Here is a 17,565-nt window from a genome sequence, read left to right as displayed (position 1 = left end):
TCAACTATGATTCACTTTACTCGGCGAGCGTATTCAGATCTGTCAGCGGCCTGTACTGACCGTCCCAGATATAGAACTTACAGTTGGCGGCGTCCTCGGGTTTGGCGAGCGCCGCGACGGCCATGGTGTAACCTGTTGCAGCAGCCGGAACTGGCGTTGTGTCAATTCCGATCAATCTGCCGGCGGCGTCGTAACTGGCGGCGATCAGAAGCGCGTCGCCAGCCGGCGCCGGATCGTTCTTGATGATCGCGAACTCCGGCGAATATTGGCCGGCCTCGACTGTGGCCGCCGACTGATAGATCCGATAGCCGTCGTCGATGGAGAGGTTCGGCGCGAGCGCGCGTGTGACGTCGAAGCAGTCAACGTTGCCGCCGCTCGCGGTGATATTGAGCCTGAGCCTGTGTTCACCGGCCGTCAGCGGAACCGTGACCGGGCTTGCCGCCCATACCCAATTCTGCCAACCGCCTGTCAGGCCGCCCTGGAAGGCGGAGACGACGACCCCGTCAACGGCTATATCCAGACGCCCGCCGTCGCCGCTGTTGCCCGCGTAGCGGAACAGGAACTCGTATGCGCCGCTTCTCGCGACGTCAATGTAGTACGTCACGGAGCCGCCCGCGTCCATATAGCCGAGATCCCTGCCGCCGCTGGCATTTGTGCCGCCCTCGGCCTGAGGACTCCCGGTTTTCTCGTTGAAATCCTCGCCCTCGATACGGATGGTTCCGGCCGCCGGGATCGGCGCGACTTTTATTTCCTCCTCGACAAACAGCTTGCGCGAACGAAGGGTCGTATAGAGGATGTCCTTCATATTCTCGCGGAGCTGCTCCTCCGTGAGCGTACCGGCGGCGACAGCCGCCGATACCGTGGACGGGCTGCCGCTGGCCATCTTGATGTCGTTTCCGGCTGCGGCTTCTCTGGCATTGTTGGAACCGTTGCCCCAGTCGGTCATCATGATGCCGTGCCAGCCCCACTCGCCGGTCGGGATGCCGGTGATTAGATCCCAGCGCTCGGACGTTTCGACGCCGTTCATCAGGTTGTAGGACGACATGATGCAGAACGGGTCGCCCTCTTTGATGGCGATCTCAAATCCCTTCAGATAGATCTCGCGGGCCGCGCGCTCTGTCAGCACTGAGTTTGAGCCGCCGTTGCGGTTCTGCTCTTGGTTGTTTACGGCGTAGTGCTTGAGCGTCACGCCGACGTCGCGGGACTGGACGCCGCGCGTCAGGGCGGCGGCGATTTTGCCCGTCACAAGCGGATCTTCGGAATAATACTCGAAATTGCGGCCGCAGAGCGGATTGCGGTGGATGTTCATGCCCGGCGCAAGCCAGATATCCACCCTGTTGGCGACCATCTCGGCCGCGACGGCCTCGCCCATCCGCTCGATGAGCGGGGTGTTCCACGTGCAGGCGAGCATCGTCCCAATCGGCCAGGCGGTTGCGCTGTCGATGCGCAGCCCGGCCGGGCCGTCGGCGGTTTCGAGCGCCGGCGCGCCAAGCCTGCTAAGGCCGCCCAGGGTCCCTGTGCCGCTCGGCACGCCGGCCCCGTGCCCCTGGGAAAGCTCGGCCATCTCGTCGAGCGTGAAATTCTGCACGAAGTCGTCAAGCGTGATGTCGCCGTTATACACGTCGACGAGCTTCGGACCGGCGCTCGCGCCCGGATTGAAGATCGAATTTTCGCGGTCGGTGTAATAAAGCGGCGTGTATCCGGCAGGATCATAGGTGTAACCGCGCGCGGCGCCGGCCTGCGCAAGGCTTGACACGGCGGCTTCAAAAGCGAGCGGCGCCGTTTGCGCTCTGGCGGGCGCGCTGCTGGCGGCAAGCGCCGGCGTGAATTTCAACGCGCTGATGTTGCCCGCACCCGTCGTCTTGGAAACCAGCGTCAGCGTGTGCCTTCCGGCGGCCAGCTGGATGGGATACGGCACGCTGTCGGCGAACGTATAGTACACCGCGCCCCCGGTGGCGCCCGCCGGCGCGGTTTGCGAGAAGCTCACGGTGAACGTGTTCTCCCCATCGATCGAAACGTCCACGGCGCCGAGCCGCTCGGCATAGTTCGCGTGGCGGAAAACCAGATTGTACGCGCCGCTCTCCGCCACGTCAAGGGTATACGTTATCGTCGTGCCGGCGTCAAAGTTGCCTGTGCACTGATCCTCCGTTCCGGGGACGTTCTCCCACGCGAACGAACCCGTCTTGACGAGCGACGTCGGCGGATACGCCGGGCAGACCGTCGTTTCGGTGGCCGAGATCTCAAACAGGCCGTCCGGCAGGCTCGCCGGGCGGAGCGTGAAGTAATTCAGATTGCCGCAGCTCGTCTTGGCCGTAAACGTCAGCGTGACCGCGCTGGCCGGCAGATCAAACAGATAGATGTCGCTCATCGCCGGATTGTACCACGCGCCGGCACCGCTGCCGTCGCCGGTTTGCGCCATGGCGACTTTGATGTCGGCGGATTCGCCGCTTGCGGTCGTCGCGTTCCCGTTGACGGTAATCGCGAACGGGTCGGGTATGGCGGCGCGCCCGTTGGCGTAGTTCAGCTGGAACTTATAAAGCCCTGCCTGTTCGACGCTGAGCTTGTACGTCAGCGCCTCACCGCTATTGAAATAGGCGACCGTCGGAAGACCCGTCGCGGGCACCGTCTCGACCCTGATCGCCGACGTCATCGCCGAGGCCAGGTATGCGCCTATCATCGTTGTGCGGGCACTGGAAACGGCAAACGCCGACGGCTTGAACGTAAGCGAACGCAGGTTGCCGGCCGAGCCCGTACGTGACTGGATGGTGAAATAATACGTCCCCGCGGGCAGATGCACCGTGTAGGGGTCGCTGCTCACGAACGTGTAGTAACGGTTCGCACCGGAGCTGGCCGTCTGCGTGATCGCGACGGCGGCGGGGGTCGTCGCAAGCGGGTTCGCGGTCACGTTGTCCGTGCTGTCGGTCAGGTAGAACCGGATCGAGTCCGTCATGGCCGCATTGCCGTTCGCGTAGTCGATTGTGATGTCATAATCGTTTTCCTGCGCGACAATCAGCTTGTAGGTCAGCGTGCTGTTCGTCTGAAAAGCGCCTATGCATTTGTCGCCGCCGCCGTTCGGGATTGTTTCCATCACGGAAGTCCCGACGAGGTTTTCAAGGAACGTGTCGGCGATTGTCAATTTGGAACTTGTCAGCGCATTGACCGCGACGACACCGGCCTCGATCCAGCTCGGCTGGAAGTTCAGGAAGTTGAGATAGCCGTTGCTGTCCGCCTTCGAAACCAATTTGATCACGTGGCTGCCCTGCGGAAGCGCGATGAGATACTTTGCACTGTCCTTCATCTGATACATCGACGACTCGCTTGTGTTCGGAAGCGCGACGTTTTCCGCGTTCAGCTTCACCGGGTCCTCGTCGATGAAGACGTCGAACGAATCGGGCACGGTCGGGTTCCCGTTGGAATAGGTCGCTGAGAAGTAATAATCCCCCGCCTGCTGAACGGTCACGCTGTACTGAAGCCATGTAGCCGTTTCAAAGCCGACGACAGACGGAACGCCAGCCGCCGTGCCCACAGGGAACGAGATCCCCGCCGATCTCTTGGACGGCTCATAGGCGTTGACGACAGACGTCTTGTTATTTGCTATCGCAAACGTGACGGGCGGAATTTCCGGGCCGTTATGCCGCGTCTCGCCGGTTGTGGGGTCGATGAGGACGTCGAAGCCTGCCGACGGCGTGAGATATTCATGCGCCTCTTCGGTCACAATGAGATCCGCGACTTCGTAATAGCCGACTTTCACGGCGTTTTTCACCGAATTGCCGACATACACCCAGTAACGCCCCGGCTCGATCACCCAGCAGGATTTATGGCCGGTCACACCCAAGTCGTCGTAAGACGAGAGGTCGCTGACAGGGAAGCTGATTTCGAGCGTCTGCGAGGCGCCCGGGGCAAGGTCCCCAGTTTTTTCGAAAGCCGCCAATTCGCGGGCGGGCTTGTTGAGAGCGCCGCTCGGCCCCTCGAAATAGACCTGAACCACTTCTTTGCCTTTGTATTCTGTCCCAGCGTTGGTTACGGTCGCCGAAACCTTGATACTGCCTTCCTCCACAGCCACGGGGCCGTAATCCGGCGCGGAACCGCGGATGGCCGGAACCGTGTCGAGCCGCGTGTAGCCGAGGCCGTACCCAAACTCATGCTGCACTCTGGAATACGTCGGGTCCGCCGTGGCAAAATAACGGTAACCGACATAAATGTCCTCGCCGTAATAGACGTCGCCGTCGCCGCCGAACGCGCCGATACCGCTTGCCGTCGACGACGGGTAGTAATCATAGGACTTGGCGAACGTATCCACCAGATGCCCGGACGGGTACTCGTCGCCGACAAGAACGTCCGCAATGGCGTTGCCGCCCTCCATACCGGCCTGCCACGCCAGCAGCACCGACTTGACCTGCGGATAAGAATCGACCCATGTCAGATCCATCACGCCGCCGATGTTGAGCACGACGGCGACGTCCGCAAATGTTGCCGCAACGCGCTGTATCAGCGCCGTTTCAGCGTCGGAAAGATAATAGTCGCCTTTGCCGGCGTTTCTGTCGCCGCCTTCGCCGGAATTGCGGCTCAGAACGACGACGGCTTTGTTCGAGCCGGCGTCTTTGGCCGTCTGGACGAAATCGTCCGTGGCCGTGTAGCCGGTGTCGGATTCATACTGGGCGGACGTCGCCGTGTCGAGAGCGACTTTGCCGGCGGTGACTTTTTGCCGTATCCCGTAGAGAATGTTCCTGTTGTAGGGCACGTTGACGTCGCCGGAACCCGTACCGCCCTTGATCGTATTGATCTGCGCGCCGCCGAAAACCGAAATCTTGTCCGTTGATTTCAGCGGCAGCACCTGCGCGCCGTCGGCGCCCGCGTCGTTTTTGAGCAGGACCATGCCTTCCGGCCCGATGGCGCGGGAAAGCTCCGGGTTGCCCTCGGCAGGCGCGGCGACGACGATCGCGGGTGAAGCGAACGACGGCGCCAAGACCACCGTCAACGCCAGACAGACAGCCAGAAATTTCCTAAACTTGCCTCTCTTCTTATACATCTTGACATCCTTCCTGAATTTATGTATTCCAAACTCACCTATCTCGTGGGACACTCCCTCCGCTCCAAACGTGTTGTTCCCCTGCGGGGCGGGGGTCGCCAATCCCAAAACCGCAAGCGTCGCGCCGAGAGATCGGCACCCGCGCGACCGCTGCACCGGCCACGCCGCAAAATGGCAGGGCACTTACGGGATCGAGCGTTTCTCCGTTCACCGCCGCGATTTTATGTCTGCAATCACCTCCATAAAAGCATAACCGCAACAAAAAGCCGGCAAAAACCAGCTTTTTTCACACAAGTCGACGTTTTTCACAGCCATAAATCGGTGTTGTCATATCTTTGACACGCAAAAAACAAAACTCTTCTTTTTTAGAATACTATAATTTTTCATCAAAGTCAATAGGCGGCCAGGGATATTTTGGTAAATTTCACTTGATTTCACACATGCTTTAACGTGACAAAACGTGGCGCGGAGTACCGCGGCGTTTTCGGTAACGGCGGGGTCTCACCCTTTTCGGTGGGCCAGGTCCTCGGCCAGCCAGGTTAGGAAAGCGCGGTCTTCAAATGGGGTGAGGTAACCGATGGCATCCCTCGTCAGGTCGTCGATGATCCGAACGCACTCGTCACGGCCCAGGAGGCTGAGGAAGGTGACTTTGTTGTTTTCCCGGTCCACACCCGTCAGCTTGCCAGTGATCATCGGGTCCCCCTCTTCGTCCAACAAATCGTCTCGGATCTGAAACGCCAGTCCGAGGCAGCGGGCAAAGCTGGCCGCCGCCGCCAACTGCTCCCGGGAGGCGCCGGCCAGTTCGCAGCCGACCTCCGCCGCCGCTTCGATCAACGCACCCGTCTTGAGCAGGTGCCGCGCCGTGATTCCTTCGACGCTCTGGTCAAACGTCTCTGTCTCCAGATCCAAAAGCTGCCCACCCGCCATACCGTACAGGCCGGACGCCCACGCAATGCGTTGGGCGGCCGACAGTACCGCAGCGGGCGGCGTATCCTCCACATAGTCGGCGTCCAGCATCGTCTCAAACGCCGCGGAGAGCAGGGCGTCGCCGGCCAGTACAGCGCTGGCCTCACCGAACATCCGGTGGTTCGCCGGGCGGCCGCGGCGCATGTCGTCATCGTCCATGCAGGGCAGGTCGTCGTGGATGAGCGAATAGGTGTGGATCATCTCCAGCGCACAGGCAAAAGGCAGTGCCGCCCGTGTGTCGCCGCCGGCCGTCTCGCAAAAGGCCAACAGTAGCACCGGCCGGATGCGTTTACCTCCGCTGAAGACGCTGTAGAGCATGGCGTCCAGCAGCTTCGCCTGCGCGATCTGCGTATTGGGCAGATATTCCGCAAGCCCGTATTCCACCATCTGGCGGTACGACTCATACTGAGATTGAAAATCCACAGGCATCGTCATTCCTCCGGTTCAAATGGCACAAAGGCCGGATCGTCCTCCTCCTGGGCGCGGGCCAGCATCCTGACTTTTTGCTCCGCGCTGTCAAGGAGACCGCCGCAGAGCGCGACAAGCTTCGTCCCCTCCTCGAACAGCGCCAGCGCTTCCTCCAGGGGAACATCACCCTTCTCTAACTTGGCCACAATCTCGTCCAGCCGCGTCACCGCCTTCTCAAAAGACGGTGTTTTTTCTTTTTTTGTCTTTTCCATTCGGACTTCCTCCCCCGCTCTTATTGCACTGTATCTTGCACAATGCAATGGGCTTCTCCGCGCATGAGGCGCAGGCGAATGGGGTCCCCTGGGCGTACGGCGCCGGCCTCCTTCAATACCCTTCCGTCCGGCCCCGTGGCAATCGCGTAGCCGCGCGTAAGGACCGACAGCGGACTTAGCGCATCGAGCTTGGCCACAAGTTCCACAAAGCCCTGCTTACGCCTGTGCAGCACCTCCGACGCGGCGCCCACAAGCCGCTGGTGTGTGAGATCGAGCAGCATCCGCCTGTCCTGCACATAGACGGCGGGGCTTGTAAGCACCCGCTTGGCGGCCAGTGACGCAAGCCGCTCCCGCCGGGTCCGCAGCAATGCGCCGACCGTCTGGTTCAGCCGCGCGGCGCAGGTGCTTCCGTAGACCCGCCACTCCGACTGGTCCGGCGTCACCAGCTCGGCGGCGTGCGTGGGGGTGGCGGCCCGCACATCAGCCACAAAGTCGGCAATGGTCACATCCGGCTCGTGCCCTACGGCCGAGACCACCGGGATCTCCGAGGCAAAGATGGCGCGGGCCACGCTCTCCTCGTTGAAAGCCCACAGATCCTCCATCGAGCCGCCGCCGCGCCCGACAATGATCACGTCCGCCAACCGGTGTCTGTTTACATAAGCGATCGCCCGGCAGATCTCCGGCGCGGCCTCCTCACCCTGCACGCGCACCGGCGCCACCAACACCCGGCACAGCGGCCAACGGCGCTCCATGATGCGGAGCATATCCCGCACCGCCGCACCCACCGGCGACGTGATCAGCGCCGCCATCCGGGGAAACCGGGGCAGCGGCTTTTTGTGGGCGCCATCAAACAGCCCCTCCGTCAGCAGCTTCTTTTTAAGCTGTTCAAAGGCCAGTGTCAGGTCTCCGATCCCCTCCGGCGACAGCGTCGTGCAGTAGATCTGGTACTGTCCGTCGCGGGGGAAGACACTCACACGCCCGCCGGCCACCACCGTCATTCCGTCCTCCGGCACAAACCGGAGCGAGGCGGCTTCGGTGCGGAACATGACGGCGCGCAGCACCCCGCCGGCGTCCTTCAGGGTGAAGTAATGGTGCCCGGACGGATACTTCCGATAGTTCGACACCTCGCCGCGCACCAAAACGCGGGCCAGCACCGGCTGCCCGTCCATCCACGCCTTGATGTATTGGTTGATGTCGGATACCGACAAAATGGGCTGTGTCATCTCCGCCCCTCCCCGCCCCGCCGGGCGCACCGCACGGACGTCTCTATCCCGCCGCGCGGTTGGATTCACCGTCCGTCCAAGCCGCCAGCAGCGCGGGGCCCGCGGCGTTGTCCGACGTATATTCAACAGTTGGGAACGCTGTTCCCAATGGGCGCATCGCGTCCCGGATGATCCGATTTCCCATCACGCCGCCCGCGCCCAATACGGGCAAACCCGGGTGACGCGCCAGCAATCGGACGGTGGCCTCAAACAACGTCCGCGCCAGCGCATGGCACACAAAGGCCGCCACTGTCTCAGGCGCCGCGCCCTCGTCAATCATCCTCTCGGCCCGGTTCTGCAGGCCGGAGAGCGAAAACGACCCCTCCGAGACCGCCGGCGTCCGTCCGCGCCAGACGGTGTCCCCCGCCAGCGCCTCCAGCGCGGGCCCGGCCGGGAACGAAAGCCCCAGCCGCCGCCCCACGCGGTCGACGAGCTGCCCGGCCGCCAGGTCCTCGGTGCCGCCCACTTTCTCCAGCGCAAATACGCGCGCTTCGTCAGGCCGCGCCAGCAACAGCTCCGTAGTGCCGCCCGAGACATGCCAGGCCAAGAACGGCTCCGACGCAAGCACTTCCCGCCCCGCCGACCACAGCGCGGCCGCCACATGCCCCGCCTGGTGCGAAAAAGTCCGCACCGGCACGCCGAGCCCTCGCGCGAGCAGGCGGGCCGCCGAGAACCCGACCGTGAAACAGGGCATATAGGAGCCCTCGACGTCGCGCGGACGGTCCGACACACCGACGGCAGCAACCGACGGCAGGGCCGCCGCTCCGTCCGCCAGTTCGTCCAGCAGCCCCGGCAGCGCGCTCATATGCTGAAACACCGTCTCGTTCTGCCGCAGACCAACTTGCCCGTCAGGCACCGCGAGCGGGCGGCGCGCCTGACGCATCTCGCCCGCGCCGGCGTCGTACAGCGCCAACGACGTCGTGTAGTGGCTGGTGTCGATCCCGAGGTACCGGCGGCTCACGGCACGGTCTCCGAACGGGAGAACGTGCCAAGGATCCCGTTGACGAAGGAGACAACCTCGCGCGTGTCGTAGTGCTTTTCGATCTCCACCGCCTCGTTGATCGCGGCGGCGTTCGGCACATCGGGCCGGTAGAGCACCTCATACATGGCCACGCGCATGGCCATGGACGCCGTCCGGGGGATCCGGCCAAACTCCCAACCAATCGAATACTTCTCGATGTAGGAGTCGATCTCCGGCATGTGGTTCACAACCCCCAACACCAGCGTGCGGATATACTCCGCCTCCTCCGGCCCCGGCGGGCTGCCGTAGAGTTCGTCCTCTTCGGCCAGGCGCTCATAAAACGCGGCGGCAAGCCACTCCGTCAGGATTTCCTCCGCCGTCTGCGCCTCGAAGGAGAGCGCGTATAAAATCTGCACGGCGATCTCGCGCGCGGCCGACCTCGTCATGGCGTCGCTTTGGGGGGGCGCCCCGCCGCTTTGGGCGCCTTCGGCTCTTTGGCGGACTTGTCAAAGCTGACGCCGCTCACGTTGACGTCCACACCGGTCACCGTAAGGCCGGTCATGGACTCCACGGCCTCACGCACCTTCTCCTGCACCTGGCGCGCCACCGTCTGCACCGGGAAACCGTAGCGCACCGACAGCGAAACGGTCAGGCTAGTCCGGCGCTCCTCCAGCACGATCTTCACGCCGCGGGTCAGGTTCTTGCGGCCCAGCCACTCCGTGCCGGTCGACAGCGACGCCACGCCTTCCACCTCCGTGGCGGCCAGCGCCGCGATCGAAGCGACGACGTCCTCCGAGATGTGGATGGTTCCGTTCTCGTCGGTGTGGATGATATTTTCGGATTTTTCACTCATGGTGGACACCCTCCTTGTCTTAACGGCCGGAGATTCTCCCCCCGCCGTAATTTTACAGATCGTTGCGCACGAGATCCTCGTAAGTCTCGCGGCGCAGGATCGCCCGATCTGTCCCACCCGACACCGCGACAATCGGGGGCCTGGGCACACGGTTGTAGTTAGACGCCATCGAGTAATTGTACGCGCCTGTACCGAGCACGGCCAGCAGTTCCCCCGCCCGCGGCGCGGGGATGCCGACGTCGCGGGCCAACAGGTCGCCCGACTCACAGCAGCGGCCGGCCACCGTCACCACCGTGTCGCGCGGGTCCTCCATCCGCTCCGGCAGCACGACCTCATATTCGGCGCCGTAGAGCGCAAAGCGCGGATTGTCCGTCATGCCGCCGTCCACCGCCACATAGGTGCGCACCCCCGGGATCTCTTTCACCGACCCCACCGTGTACACGGTGATCCCGTAAGGCCCCACCAGGAAACGGCCCGGTTCAAGCACCAACGCCGGCAGGGGCAGACCGAGGCGCCGCGCGTGCTCCGTCACGGCCCCGGCCGTGAGCGATACGACTTCCTCAAGGGAGCGCGGCCGGTGGGAGGGCAGATAGCGGATACCGAACCCGCCTCCCAGGTTGAGTTCCGTCAGCGTGTGGCCGAATTTGTCGCGTACGGCGGCCATGAACGTCATCATGACGGCCACCGTATGGGTGAAAGGCTCGGCGTCAAAGATCTGAGACCCGATATGGCAGTGAAGTCCGACGAGGTTCACATGGGGCAGCGCCAACGCCTCGCCGATGACCGCCTCCGCCTCTCCCGTCTCCAGCGCCAAGCCGAATTTGGAGTCGATCCGGCCCGTCTGGACGAACTCGTGCGTGTGCGCCTCCACGCCCGGCTTGATGCGAAATGAGATGTCCGGCCGAAGTCCGCTCTCCCCCGCCAGCCGGTGCAGGGCCGCCAGCTCCTCCCGGTTGTCGACGACAAAACGGCGCACACCCGCCTCAAGGCCCATGCGGATCTCCGCCTCCGTCTTGTTGTTCCCGTGGAAATAGAGAGCCGAGGCCGGGACGCCGGCGCGCAGAGCCGTGTAGAGTTCGCCGCCGGAGACGACGTCAAAACCCATCTTCTCCTCGTACATGACCCGGTACAGATGGGAGACGGACAACGCCTTGCTGGCGTAAGCTATCAAAAATTCACCGCCGTAGTGCGCCCGCATCGCCTCGTTGAAAGCACGGCAGGTCTTTCGAATCCCATCCTCATCCATCAGGTAACACGGCGTTCCGTACTTCCGGGCCAGCGCGGGCACATCCACTCCGCCCAGCGTCAAATGCCCTTTTGCATCCACACCCAAAGATTCGCTGAAAAGGCTCATGGCCATCCTCCTTACATCCCATACTATCTCATCTAATGTGGGTTGCACCTGCAACCCACAACCCAAATTCTTGTTTTTTGTTGCCGCTTCGCGGCAACAAGGTACTATCTCACTTTTCCGCCTCCACCGGATTGCGCAGCAGCCCAATGCCTTCGATCTCCACCTCCACCGTATCGCCGGGCAACAGGGGGCCGACGCCCACCGGCGTACCCGTCGTAACAAGGTCGCCCGGCAGCAGCGTCATGCCGGCGGTGATGAACGCGAGCAGTTCCGGAATTGTCCACAAAAACTGCCCCGTGGACGCGCGCTGCCGCACCACCCCGTTCAGCCGCGTCGTGAGCGTCAGGTTGGCGGGGTCAAGGCCGCCCACGAGCCAGGGCCCGACGGGCGCGAAGGTGTCAAAGCCCTTGGCCCTTGTCCACTGTCCGTCCGCCGTTTGAATGTCCCGCGCCGTCACGTCGTTGAAACAGGTGTATCCGACAATGTAATCGGCGGCCCGCGCGGCCGGCACATGGCGCGCCGTCCGGCCGACAAGGAACGCCAATTCCCCCTCGTAATCCACCCGCCGCGCGAGACGGGGGTACACGATGGGCGCGTCCGGGTCCTGGATGGCGGTGGGCGGCTTTAAGAACAGAATCGGGTGCTCCGGCACCTCTCCGCCCAGTTCCCGCGCGTGTTCGGAGTAATTTTTCCCCACCGCCACAATTTTGGAGGGCTCGGCAGGCGCCAACAACCTGACCTCCCGCAACGGAATGGTCTCGGTGCCCGGCGCCGGATGCAGCCACGGCGCCCGGTCGAGCGGACGAACCAACGCCCCTTCGACCACCGCCCAGCCACGGTGTCTGGGATGCGCGCAACGGATCCATCTCATGGGGCTGCCTCCCTCGTTTTGTCGATCAGGGCGAGTACCTCGTCCCGGCCCCACCCTGTCCGCGCCGAGAAGGGAATCAGCCCCACCGCCGGGTCAAGCACCAGGGTGGCGCGGACGTCCTCCAGCCGCGCCGCTCTCTGCGAAGGCTTCACTTTGTCCGCCTTGTTGGCGATCACGGCGAAGGGCGCGCATGTCTGCTGAAAATAACCCGTCATCGTCTTGTCGTCGGCGGTGGGCGTGTGTCGGATGTCCACGATGATCAGTCCCATCGTGAGGGGCGCCTCGGTAAAAAACGACTCCATCAGCGCGGCCCAGCGGCGCTTCTCCCCGTGGGAAACCCGCGCGTAGCCGTAGCCGGGCAGGTCCACAAAATAGACCGCCTCGTCGATCAGAAAGTAGTTGACGTGCACGGTCTTGCCCGGCGTGTCCCCCACCCGCGCGAAATTGCGGCGGTTTAAGAGCCGGTTGATGACCGAGGATTTGCCCACATTGGACCGCCCGGCAAACGCGAACTGGGGCCGACCGTCCCGGATGAACTGCGACGGCGCGGCGGCAGAGAGAACGAACTCCGCCCGGTGCAGATTGAGCCTCTTCAACACACCGGTTCGCCGTGTGGGCATATGTCCTCCCCCGCCGTCATCGCCAGCGGCGGCATGGCCGGCAGAACAGGCGCCGTCTTGCGCAGGGACCGCCCCTCCCGCAATGTCATGTCCAGTGCGGCGGTGAGCACCGCGTCCATATGTTCCACCATCAGAAACTGCAGCGCGCCGCGCACGGTGGGGTCGATGTCCTGCAGGTCCTTCTCGTTCTCACGCGGAAGGATCACCGTACGCACGCCCGCCCGGAAGGCGGCCATGGTCTTCTCCTTCAGCCCGCCGATGGGCAGCACCCGACCGCGTAACGTGATCTCCCCCGTCATGGCTACCTCGGCTCTCACGGGCGCGCCCGTGAGAGCCGACACCATGGCAACCGCCATGGTGATGCCGGCGGAGGGACCGTCCTTCGGCGTGGCTCCCTCGGGAAAGTGGATGTGAATGTCGCGGGTCTTATAAAAATCCGCCTCGATGCCGAGCGCGACACTGCGGCTGCGGATGTATGTCAGCGCGGCCCGGGCCGATTCCTTCATCACATTGCCCAGATTACCGGTGCAGTCGATCTTCCCGCTGCCGTCGACGACGCCCACCTCAACCTCCAACAGCTCGCCGCCCACATGCGTCCACGCGAGGCCTGAGGCGACGCCCACCTCGGGGGCGCGGCGCAGACGATCGGTCCGATAGCGCTGCACACCGAGCAGCGCTATCAGATCTCCGACCCCGAGTGAACGCCGCTTCACATCGTCCGCCACAATCTGTCGCGCCACCTTGCGGCAAAGCGCCGCCAAAATCCGTTCCAATTCGCGCACACCCGACTCCCGCGTATAAGCGGCAATGATCTCGCGCAGCGCGTCGTCGGAGAGCCGAAGCTGCGTCCGTTTGAGTCCGTGGCGCGCCAACTGCTTGGGCAGCAGGTGGTGTGACGCGATCTGCACTTTCTCTTCACCGGTGTAACTCGTGAGCTCGATGACCTCCATGCGATCGAGCAGCGCGCGCGGGACGGTCTCCGTCGTGTTGGCCGTCGTGATAAACAGGACCTCCGACAGCGAAAACGGCAGCTCCAAGTAGTGGTCGCGGAAAGTCCCGTTTTGTTCCGGGTCGAACACCTCCAGCAAGGCCGCCGCCGGATCGCCCCGGAAGTCGTGGCCCATCTTATCCACCTCGTCGAGCACCAGCACCGGATTGCGGCTGTCTGCCTGCCGCAGCGCGTTCATGATGCGCCCCGGCATCGCGCCGATGTAGGTCCTGCGGTGCCCGCGGATGTCCGCCTCGTCGCGCACACCGCCCAGCGACAGCCGAGCCAGTTTGCGTCCCATGGCCCGCGCCACCGACTGGGCCACGGAGGTCTTGCCGACACCGGGCGGGCCGACCAAACAGAGCACCTGGCTCTGCAGATGCGGCGTCAGCGCTTTCACCGCCAAAAATTCCAGCATGCGCTCCTTGACCTTGACAAGCCCGTAGTGATCGGCATTCAACCGGCGCTCCGCCACGGCAATGTCGAGCCGGTCCCGGGTCGACTTGCGCCAGGGCAGTGCGAGGCAGGCATCGAGCCAGGTGCGCACCACCGTCGCCTCGGAGGAGCCGGGCGTCATGCGCGACAGCCGGCCCGTCTCCTGCAGAAGCTTTTCCTCGATCTCCGTGTCCAGACGCAACGCGTGGATCTTCGCCCGGTACGCATCCACCTCGTCGGCCAGATCCTCCCGTTCTCCAAGCTCGGTTTGAATGGTTTTGATCTGCTCCCGCAGGTAATACTCCTTTTGATGCTGCTCGAGCTGCTGGTGCAGCTTGGTCTGGATGTCTCTCTGAATCTCCAGAATCTCAATCTCCTGTTGCAGCAGCGACATCACCTGCTCCAACCGCCGCATCCCGTGGAGCTGCTCTAAGATCGCCTGTTTCTCCTCGTGGCGGACAGCCATGTTTTGGGCGATGTAATCGGCCATGTACCCCGGGTCCTGTGTCCCGTCCGCGCTCGTCAGCACATCTGGCGCGATCCGAGCGGTGAGCCGCGCATATGTCTCAAAGAGCTCCCGGACCGCGCGCATGGACGCCTGCTGCTTCTGCACGGACGCGCGCCGCCGGGAAACAGTCAGCGTCAGCACCTCGACAATGAACTCCGGCTCAAACTGCACCATGTCGACGACGCGCGCGCGCGTCAGGCCCTCGACGAGGACCCGCATGTTCTCGCCGGGCAGGCGCAAAATCTGGCAGACGCGCGCGACCGTACCCACCTCGTAGAGGTCGGCCAACGTGGGGTCGGCCGCGCCCATGTCCCGCTGCGACACAAGAAAGATAAGCTGTCCGGACGACAGGGCTCTCTCCAATGCGCGGACCGATTTTTCCCGGCCCACGTCGAAATGGATCAGCATTTTGGGAAATACCGTGATACCCCGCAGGGCCAAAAGCGGCATCTGCTGCCGCACAGCCTCGCTCACAGACAGGCCTCCCCTCCGCCAACCAGCGCGGTCGGCAAGAATTTGTTCAGATACGTCCGCTTGTGACGTCCTCGTAGATCGCGCGGGCGGCGGCCTGGCCGGCGCCCATCGCCAGAATGACGGTGGCCGCGCCTGTCACTGCGTCACCGCCGGCGTAGACACCGCGCTTCGCGGTACGGCCCGTTGTCTCGTCGGCCACAAGGCAGCCCCACCGGTTGGCGGCCAAGTCGGGCGTCGTCTGCCGGATCAGGGGGTTCGGCGACGAACCGATCGCCATGACGACGGCGTCCACCGGGAGCGTCACTCGGCTGCCCTCCTTGGGCACAGGCCGGCGGCGACCGCTCTCGTCCGGTTCACTGAGTTCCATCTCCACACAGACTATCTCCCGTACCCAGCCCTGTTCATCTCCGACGAGCGACACCGGGTTTACGAGCAGATGAAACGCAATGCCCTCCTCCCGGGCATGGTGAATCTCCTCCGCCCGGGCCGGCATCTCCTGTTCGCCGCGGCGGTACACAATGCTCACCAATTCGGCGCCGAGGCGCAACGCGCAGCGCGCAGCATCCATCGCGACGTTGCCCCCGCCGACTACGGCGACGCGGCGCACCGGCTGAATAGGGGTCTGCGCTCCTTTTTCAAAGGCGCGCATCAGGTTGACGCGCGTCAAAAATTCGTTGGCCGAATAGACTCCATTTAAATTTTCCCCCGGGATACCCATGAATGTGGGCAGCCCGGCCCCGGAGCCCACAAACACGGCCCGATACCCCTCGGTCAGGAGCTCGTCCACCGTCACCGTGCGCCCCACGACGCAGTTTGTCTCGATGGCGACGCCCCGCGCCTCCAATTGGGCAATCTCGCGGGCCACAATGGCCTTTGGCAGACGAAATTCGGGAATCCCGTACACCAACACGCCGCCCGGCTTATGGAATGCCTCAAAAACCGTCACCGCACAACCGAGGCGCGCAAGCGCGCCGGCACAGGTGAGCCCCGCCGGACCCGAGCCGACCACCGCCACACGGACACCGTTTGGGTCGGTGGGGGATTCGTCCTCGCCGTATTCCATGGCCCAATCGGCGGTGTAGCGCTCCAGCCGGCCGATGGCCACCGGTTCGCCGTTTCGGCCTCGCACACAGAACTGCTCGCACTGTGTCTCTTGGGGGCACACCCGACCGCAGACAGCGGGCAGCGCATTGGCGCGTCGGATCACATCGGCCGCGGCGGCCGTATCCCCCTCGGCCAGGGACCCCACAAAGGAGGGAATATCGACCCCGACGGGACAGCCGGACACGCAGGGCTTGTTCTTGCAGCGCAGACAGCGCTCCGCCTCCCGCTTGGCCTGCGCCTGTGTGTAGCCAAACGCCACCTCTTCAAAGTTGCGGGCGCGCAACGCCGGCTCCTGTTCCGGCATGGGCGTTTTTGTCGTCGACTTATTGAGCATGGAGCCGTTCCTCCCCTCGGCAGATGTGTTCTTGCAGGCTCCGCTGTTCCTGTGTCCGGTAGATCGTGTTGCGCCGCATGGCCTCGTCAAAATCCACCAAATGGCCGTCGAAATCCGGCCCGTCCACGCAGGCAAATTTGACTTCTCCGCCCACTGTCACGCGGCAGCAGCCGCACATGCCGGTACCGTCCACCATGATCGGGTTCATGCTGACAATCGTGGGAACGGCATACGGCTTGGTGGTCAGGCAGACAAACTTCATCATTACCAGCGGCCCGATGGCGATGACCGCATCGTAAACGGTCTCCTCCAAAGCGGCCTTCAAGATGTCGGTGACAAGTCCTTTGCACCCGTTGGAGCCGTCGTCCGTACAGACCGTGAGTTTGTGCGAGACGGCGCGCATTTCCTCCTCCAAGAAGATCAGCGACGCACTGCGAAATCCGGCGACGATGTCGACGTGGGCACCCATACCAAACAGCGCCTTGGCCTGCGGATAGGCGATGGCGCAGCCGAGCCCGCCGCCGACCACACACACGCGTCCCAGCCCCTCCAGATGCGAGGGGACGCCGAGCGGTCCGACGACGTCGGCGATGGTGTCGCCCGCCTCCAGAGCCCCCAACATCGCGGTGGAGCAGCCCACCTCTTGAAAGATGACAGTGACACAGCCCGAAGCGGCGTCACTGTCCGCGATGGTCAAGGGTATGCGCTCGCCGCGCTCGTCCACGCGCACCATGACAAACTGGCCCGGCCGCGCGCGCCGGGCCACCCTGGGCGCCTCAACGGTCAACCGTTTGACCTGCGGGTTGTACCGCTGCGCCTCGACAATCCGATACATGACACATACCTCCGTATATCCCAATCAAAAACCCGCGACCGGATGCCCCTAAATATCTATGTCGTGGATCCAAAACATTATTATATAGAAAACTCTCTCGATTCGCAAGGTCCTATGACCCATATTGCACGCCCGCCGGGATAAAATTTTACCGCGCGATGCGCGCACGGCGCGTGCATCGGAACACAAAAACGGCGCACACTACACACGGGCACGCCCGAATCACAGCGAATAGATAACGGCCGCGCGACCGGATGTCCCGCCGGCGAAACGCCCCGCGCGCCAAAGGAG

Annotated in this window: 13 protein-coding genes; all 13 read right to left on the bottom strand. The window is 63.4% G+C overall.

What is annotated here, in order from left to right; genetic code table 11:
- Window positions 1-16: 16 nt before the first annotated feature.
- Entirely contained in the window at window positions 17-5,029 is a 5,013-nt protein-coding gene (locus LBK75_06535; GenBank protein ID MDR1157950.1) for a glycoside hydrolase family 3 C-terminal domain-containing protein, read from the bottom strand.
- 501 nt (window positions 5,030-5,530) lie between these two features.
- On the bottom strand, window positions 5,531-6,424 hold the full coding sequence (locus LBK75_06530; GenBank protein ID MDR1157949.1) for a polyprenyl synthetase family protein: 894 nt from the start codon (window positions 6,422-6,424) through the stop codon (window positions 5,531-5,533).
- Window positions 6,425-6,426: 2 nt separating this feature from the next.
- Complete coding sequence (xseB, locus tag LBK75_06525) at window positions 6,427-6,675, bottom strand: exodeoxyribonuclease VII small subunit (protein ID MDR1157948.1); 249 nt, start codon at window positions 6,673-6,675, stop codon at window positions 6,427-6,429.
- A 20-nt stretch (window positions 6,676-6,695) separates the two neighbouring features.
- Complete coding sequence (gene xseA, locus LBK75_06520) at window positions 6,696-7,898, bottom strand: exodeoxyribonuclease VII large subunit (GenBank protein ID MDR1157947.1); 1,203 nt, start codon at window positions 7,896-7,898, stop codon at window positions 6,696-6,698.
- Between the two features lie 43 nt (window positions 7,899-7,941).
- The gene (locus tag LBK75_06515) at window positions 7,942-8,898 is read right to left on the bottom strand and encodes a hypothetical protein (GenBank protein MDR1157946.1); all 957 of its coding nucleotides are present in this window, start codon (window positions 8,896-8,898) and stop codon (window positions 7,942-7,944) included.
- Window positions 8,895-9,344 carry a transcription antitermination factor NusB gene (gene nusB, locus LBK75_06510; protein MDR1157945.1) on the bottom strand — a complete coding sequence of 150 codons (450 nt, stop codon included), beginning with the start codon at window positions 9,342-9,344 and terminating at the stop codon, window positions 8,895-8,897. The genes LBK75_06515 and nusB overlap by 4 nt, the downstream gene beginning before the upstream one ends.
- Entirely contained in the window at window positions 9,341-9,751 is a 411-nt protein-coding gene (locus LBK75_06505; protein ID MDR1157944.1) for an Asp23/Gls24 family envelope stress response protein, read from the bottom strand. The genes nusB and LBK75_06505 overlap by 4 nt, the downstream gene beginning before the upstream one ends.
- A 52-nt stretch (window positions 9,752-9,803) precedes the next feature.
- Window positions 9,804-11,105 carry a diaminopimelate decarboxylase gene (gene lysA / locus LBK75_06500; protein ID MDR1157943.1) on the bottom strand — a complete coding sequence of 434 codons (1,302 nt, stop codon included), beginning with the start codon at window positions 11,103-11,105 and terminating at the stop codon, window positions 9,804-9,806.
- Window positions 11,106-11,214: 109 nt separating this feature from the next.
- Complete coding sequence (locus tag LBK75_06495; GenBank protein ID MDR1157942.1) at window positions 11,215-11,976, bottom strand: fumarylacetoacetate hydrolase family protein; 762 nt, start codon at window positions 11,974-11,976, stop codon at window positions 11,215-11,217.
- Window positions 11,973-12,596: a ribosome biogenesis GTP-binding protein YihA/YsxC gene (gene yihA / locus LBK75_06490; GenBank protein MDR1157941.1), complete on the bottom strand. Its 624-nt coding sequence runs from the start codon at window positions 12,594-12,596 to the stop codon at window positions 11,973-11,975. The genes LBK75_06495 and yihA overlap by 4 nt, the downstream gene beginning before the upstream one ends.
- A complete protein-coding gene (gene lon, locus LBK75_06485; protein MDR1157940.1) occupies window positions 12,569-15,001 on the bottom strand; it encodes an endopeptidase La in 2,433 nt (810 codons plus the stop codon). Before lon ends, yihA begins: the two co-directional genes overlap by 28 nt.
- 46 nt (window positions 15,002-15,047) lie before the next feature.
- A complete protein-coding gene (gltA, locus tag LBK75_06480; protein ID MDR1157939.1) occupies window positions 15,048-16,439 on the bottom strand; it encodes an NADPH-dependent glutamate synthase in 1,392 nt (463 codons plus the stop codon).
- Window positions 16,429-17,274, bottom strand: coding sequence for a sulfide/dihydroorotate dehydrogenase-like FAD/NAD-binding protein (locus LBK75_06475; GenBank protein ID MDR1157938.1), 846 nt, complete (start codon window positions 17,272-17,274; stop codon window positions 16,429-16,431). The genes gltA and LBK75_06475 overlap by 11 nt, the downstream gene beginning before the upstream one ends.
- Window positions 17,275-17,565 lie beyond the last annotated feature (291 nt).

Source organism: Oscillospiraceae bacterium, from assembly GCA_031265355.1.
Lineage (GTDB): Bacteria > Bacillota > Clostridia > Oscillospirales > UBA929 > JAIRTA01.
The sequence above is the reverse complement of the archived record's forward strand: the minus strand, read 5'-3'. Positions and strand labels throughout refer to the sequence as shown.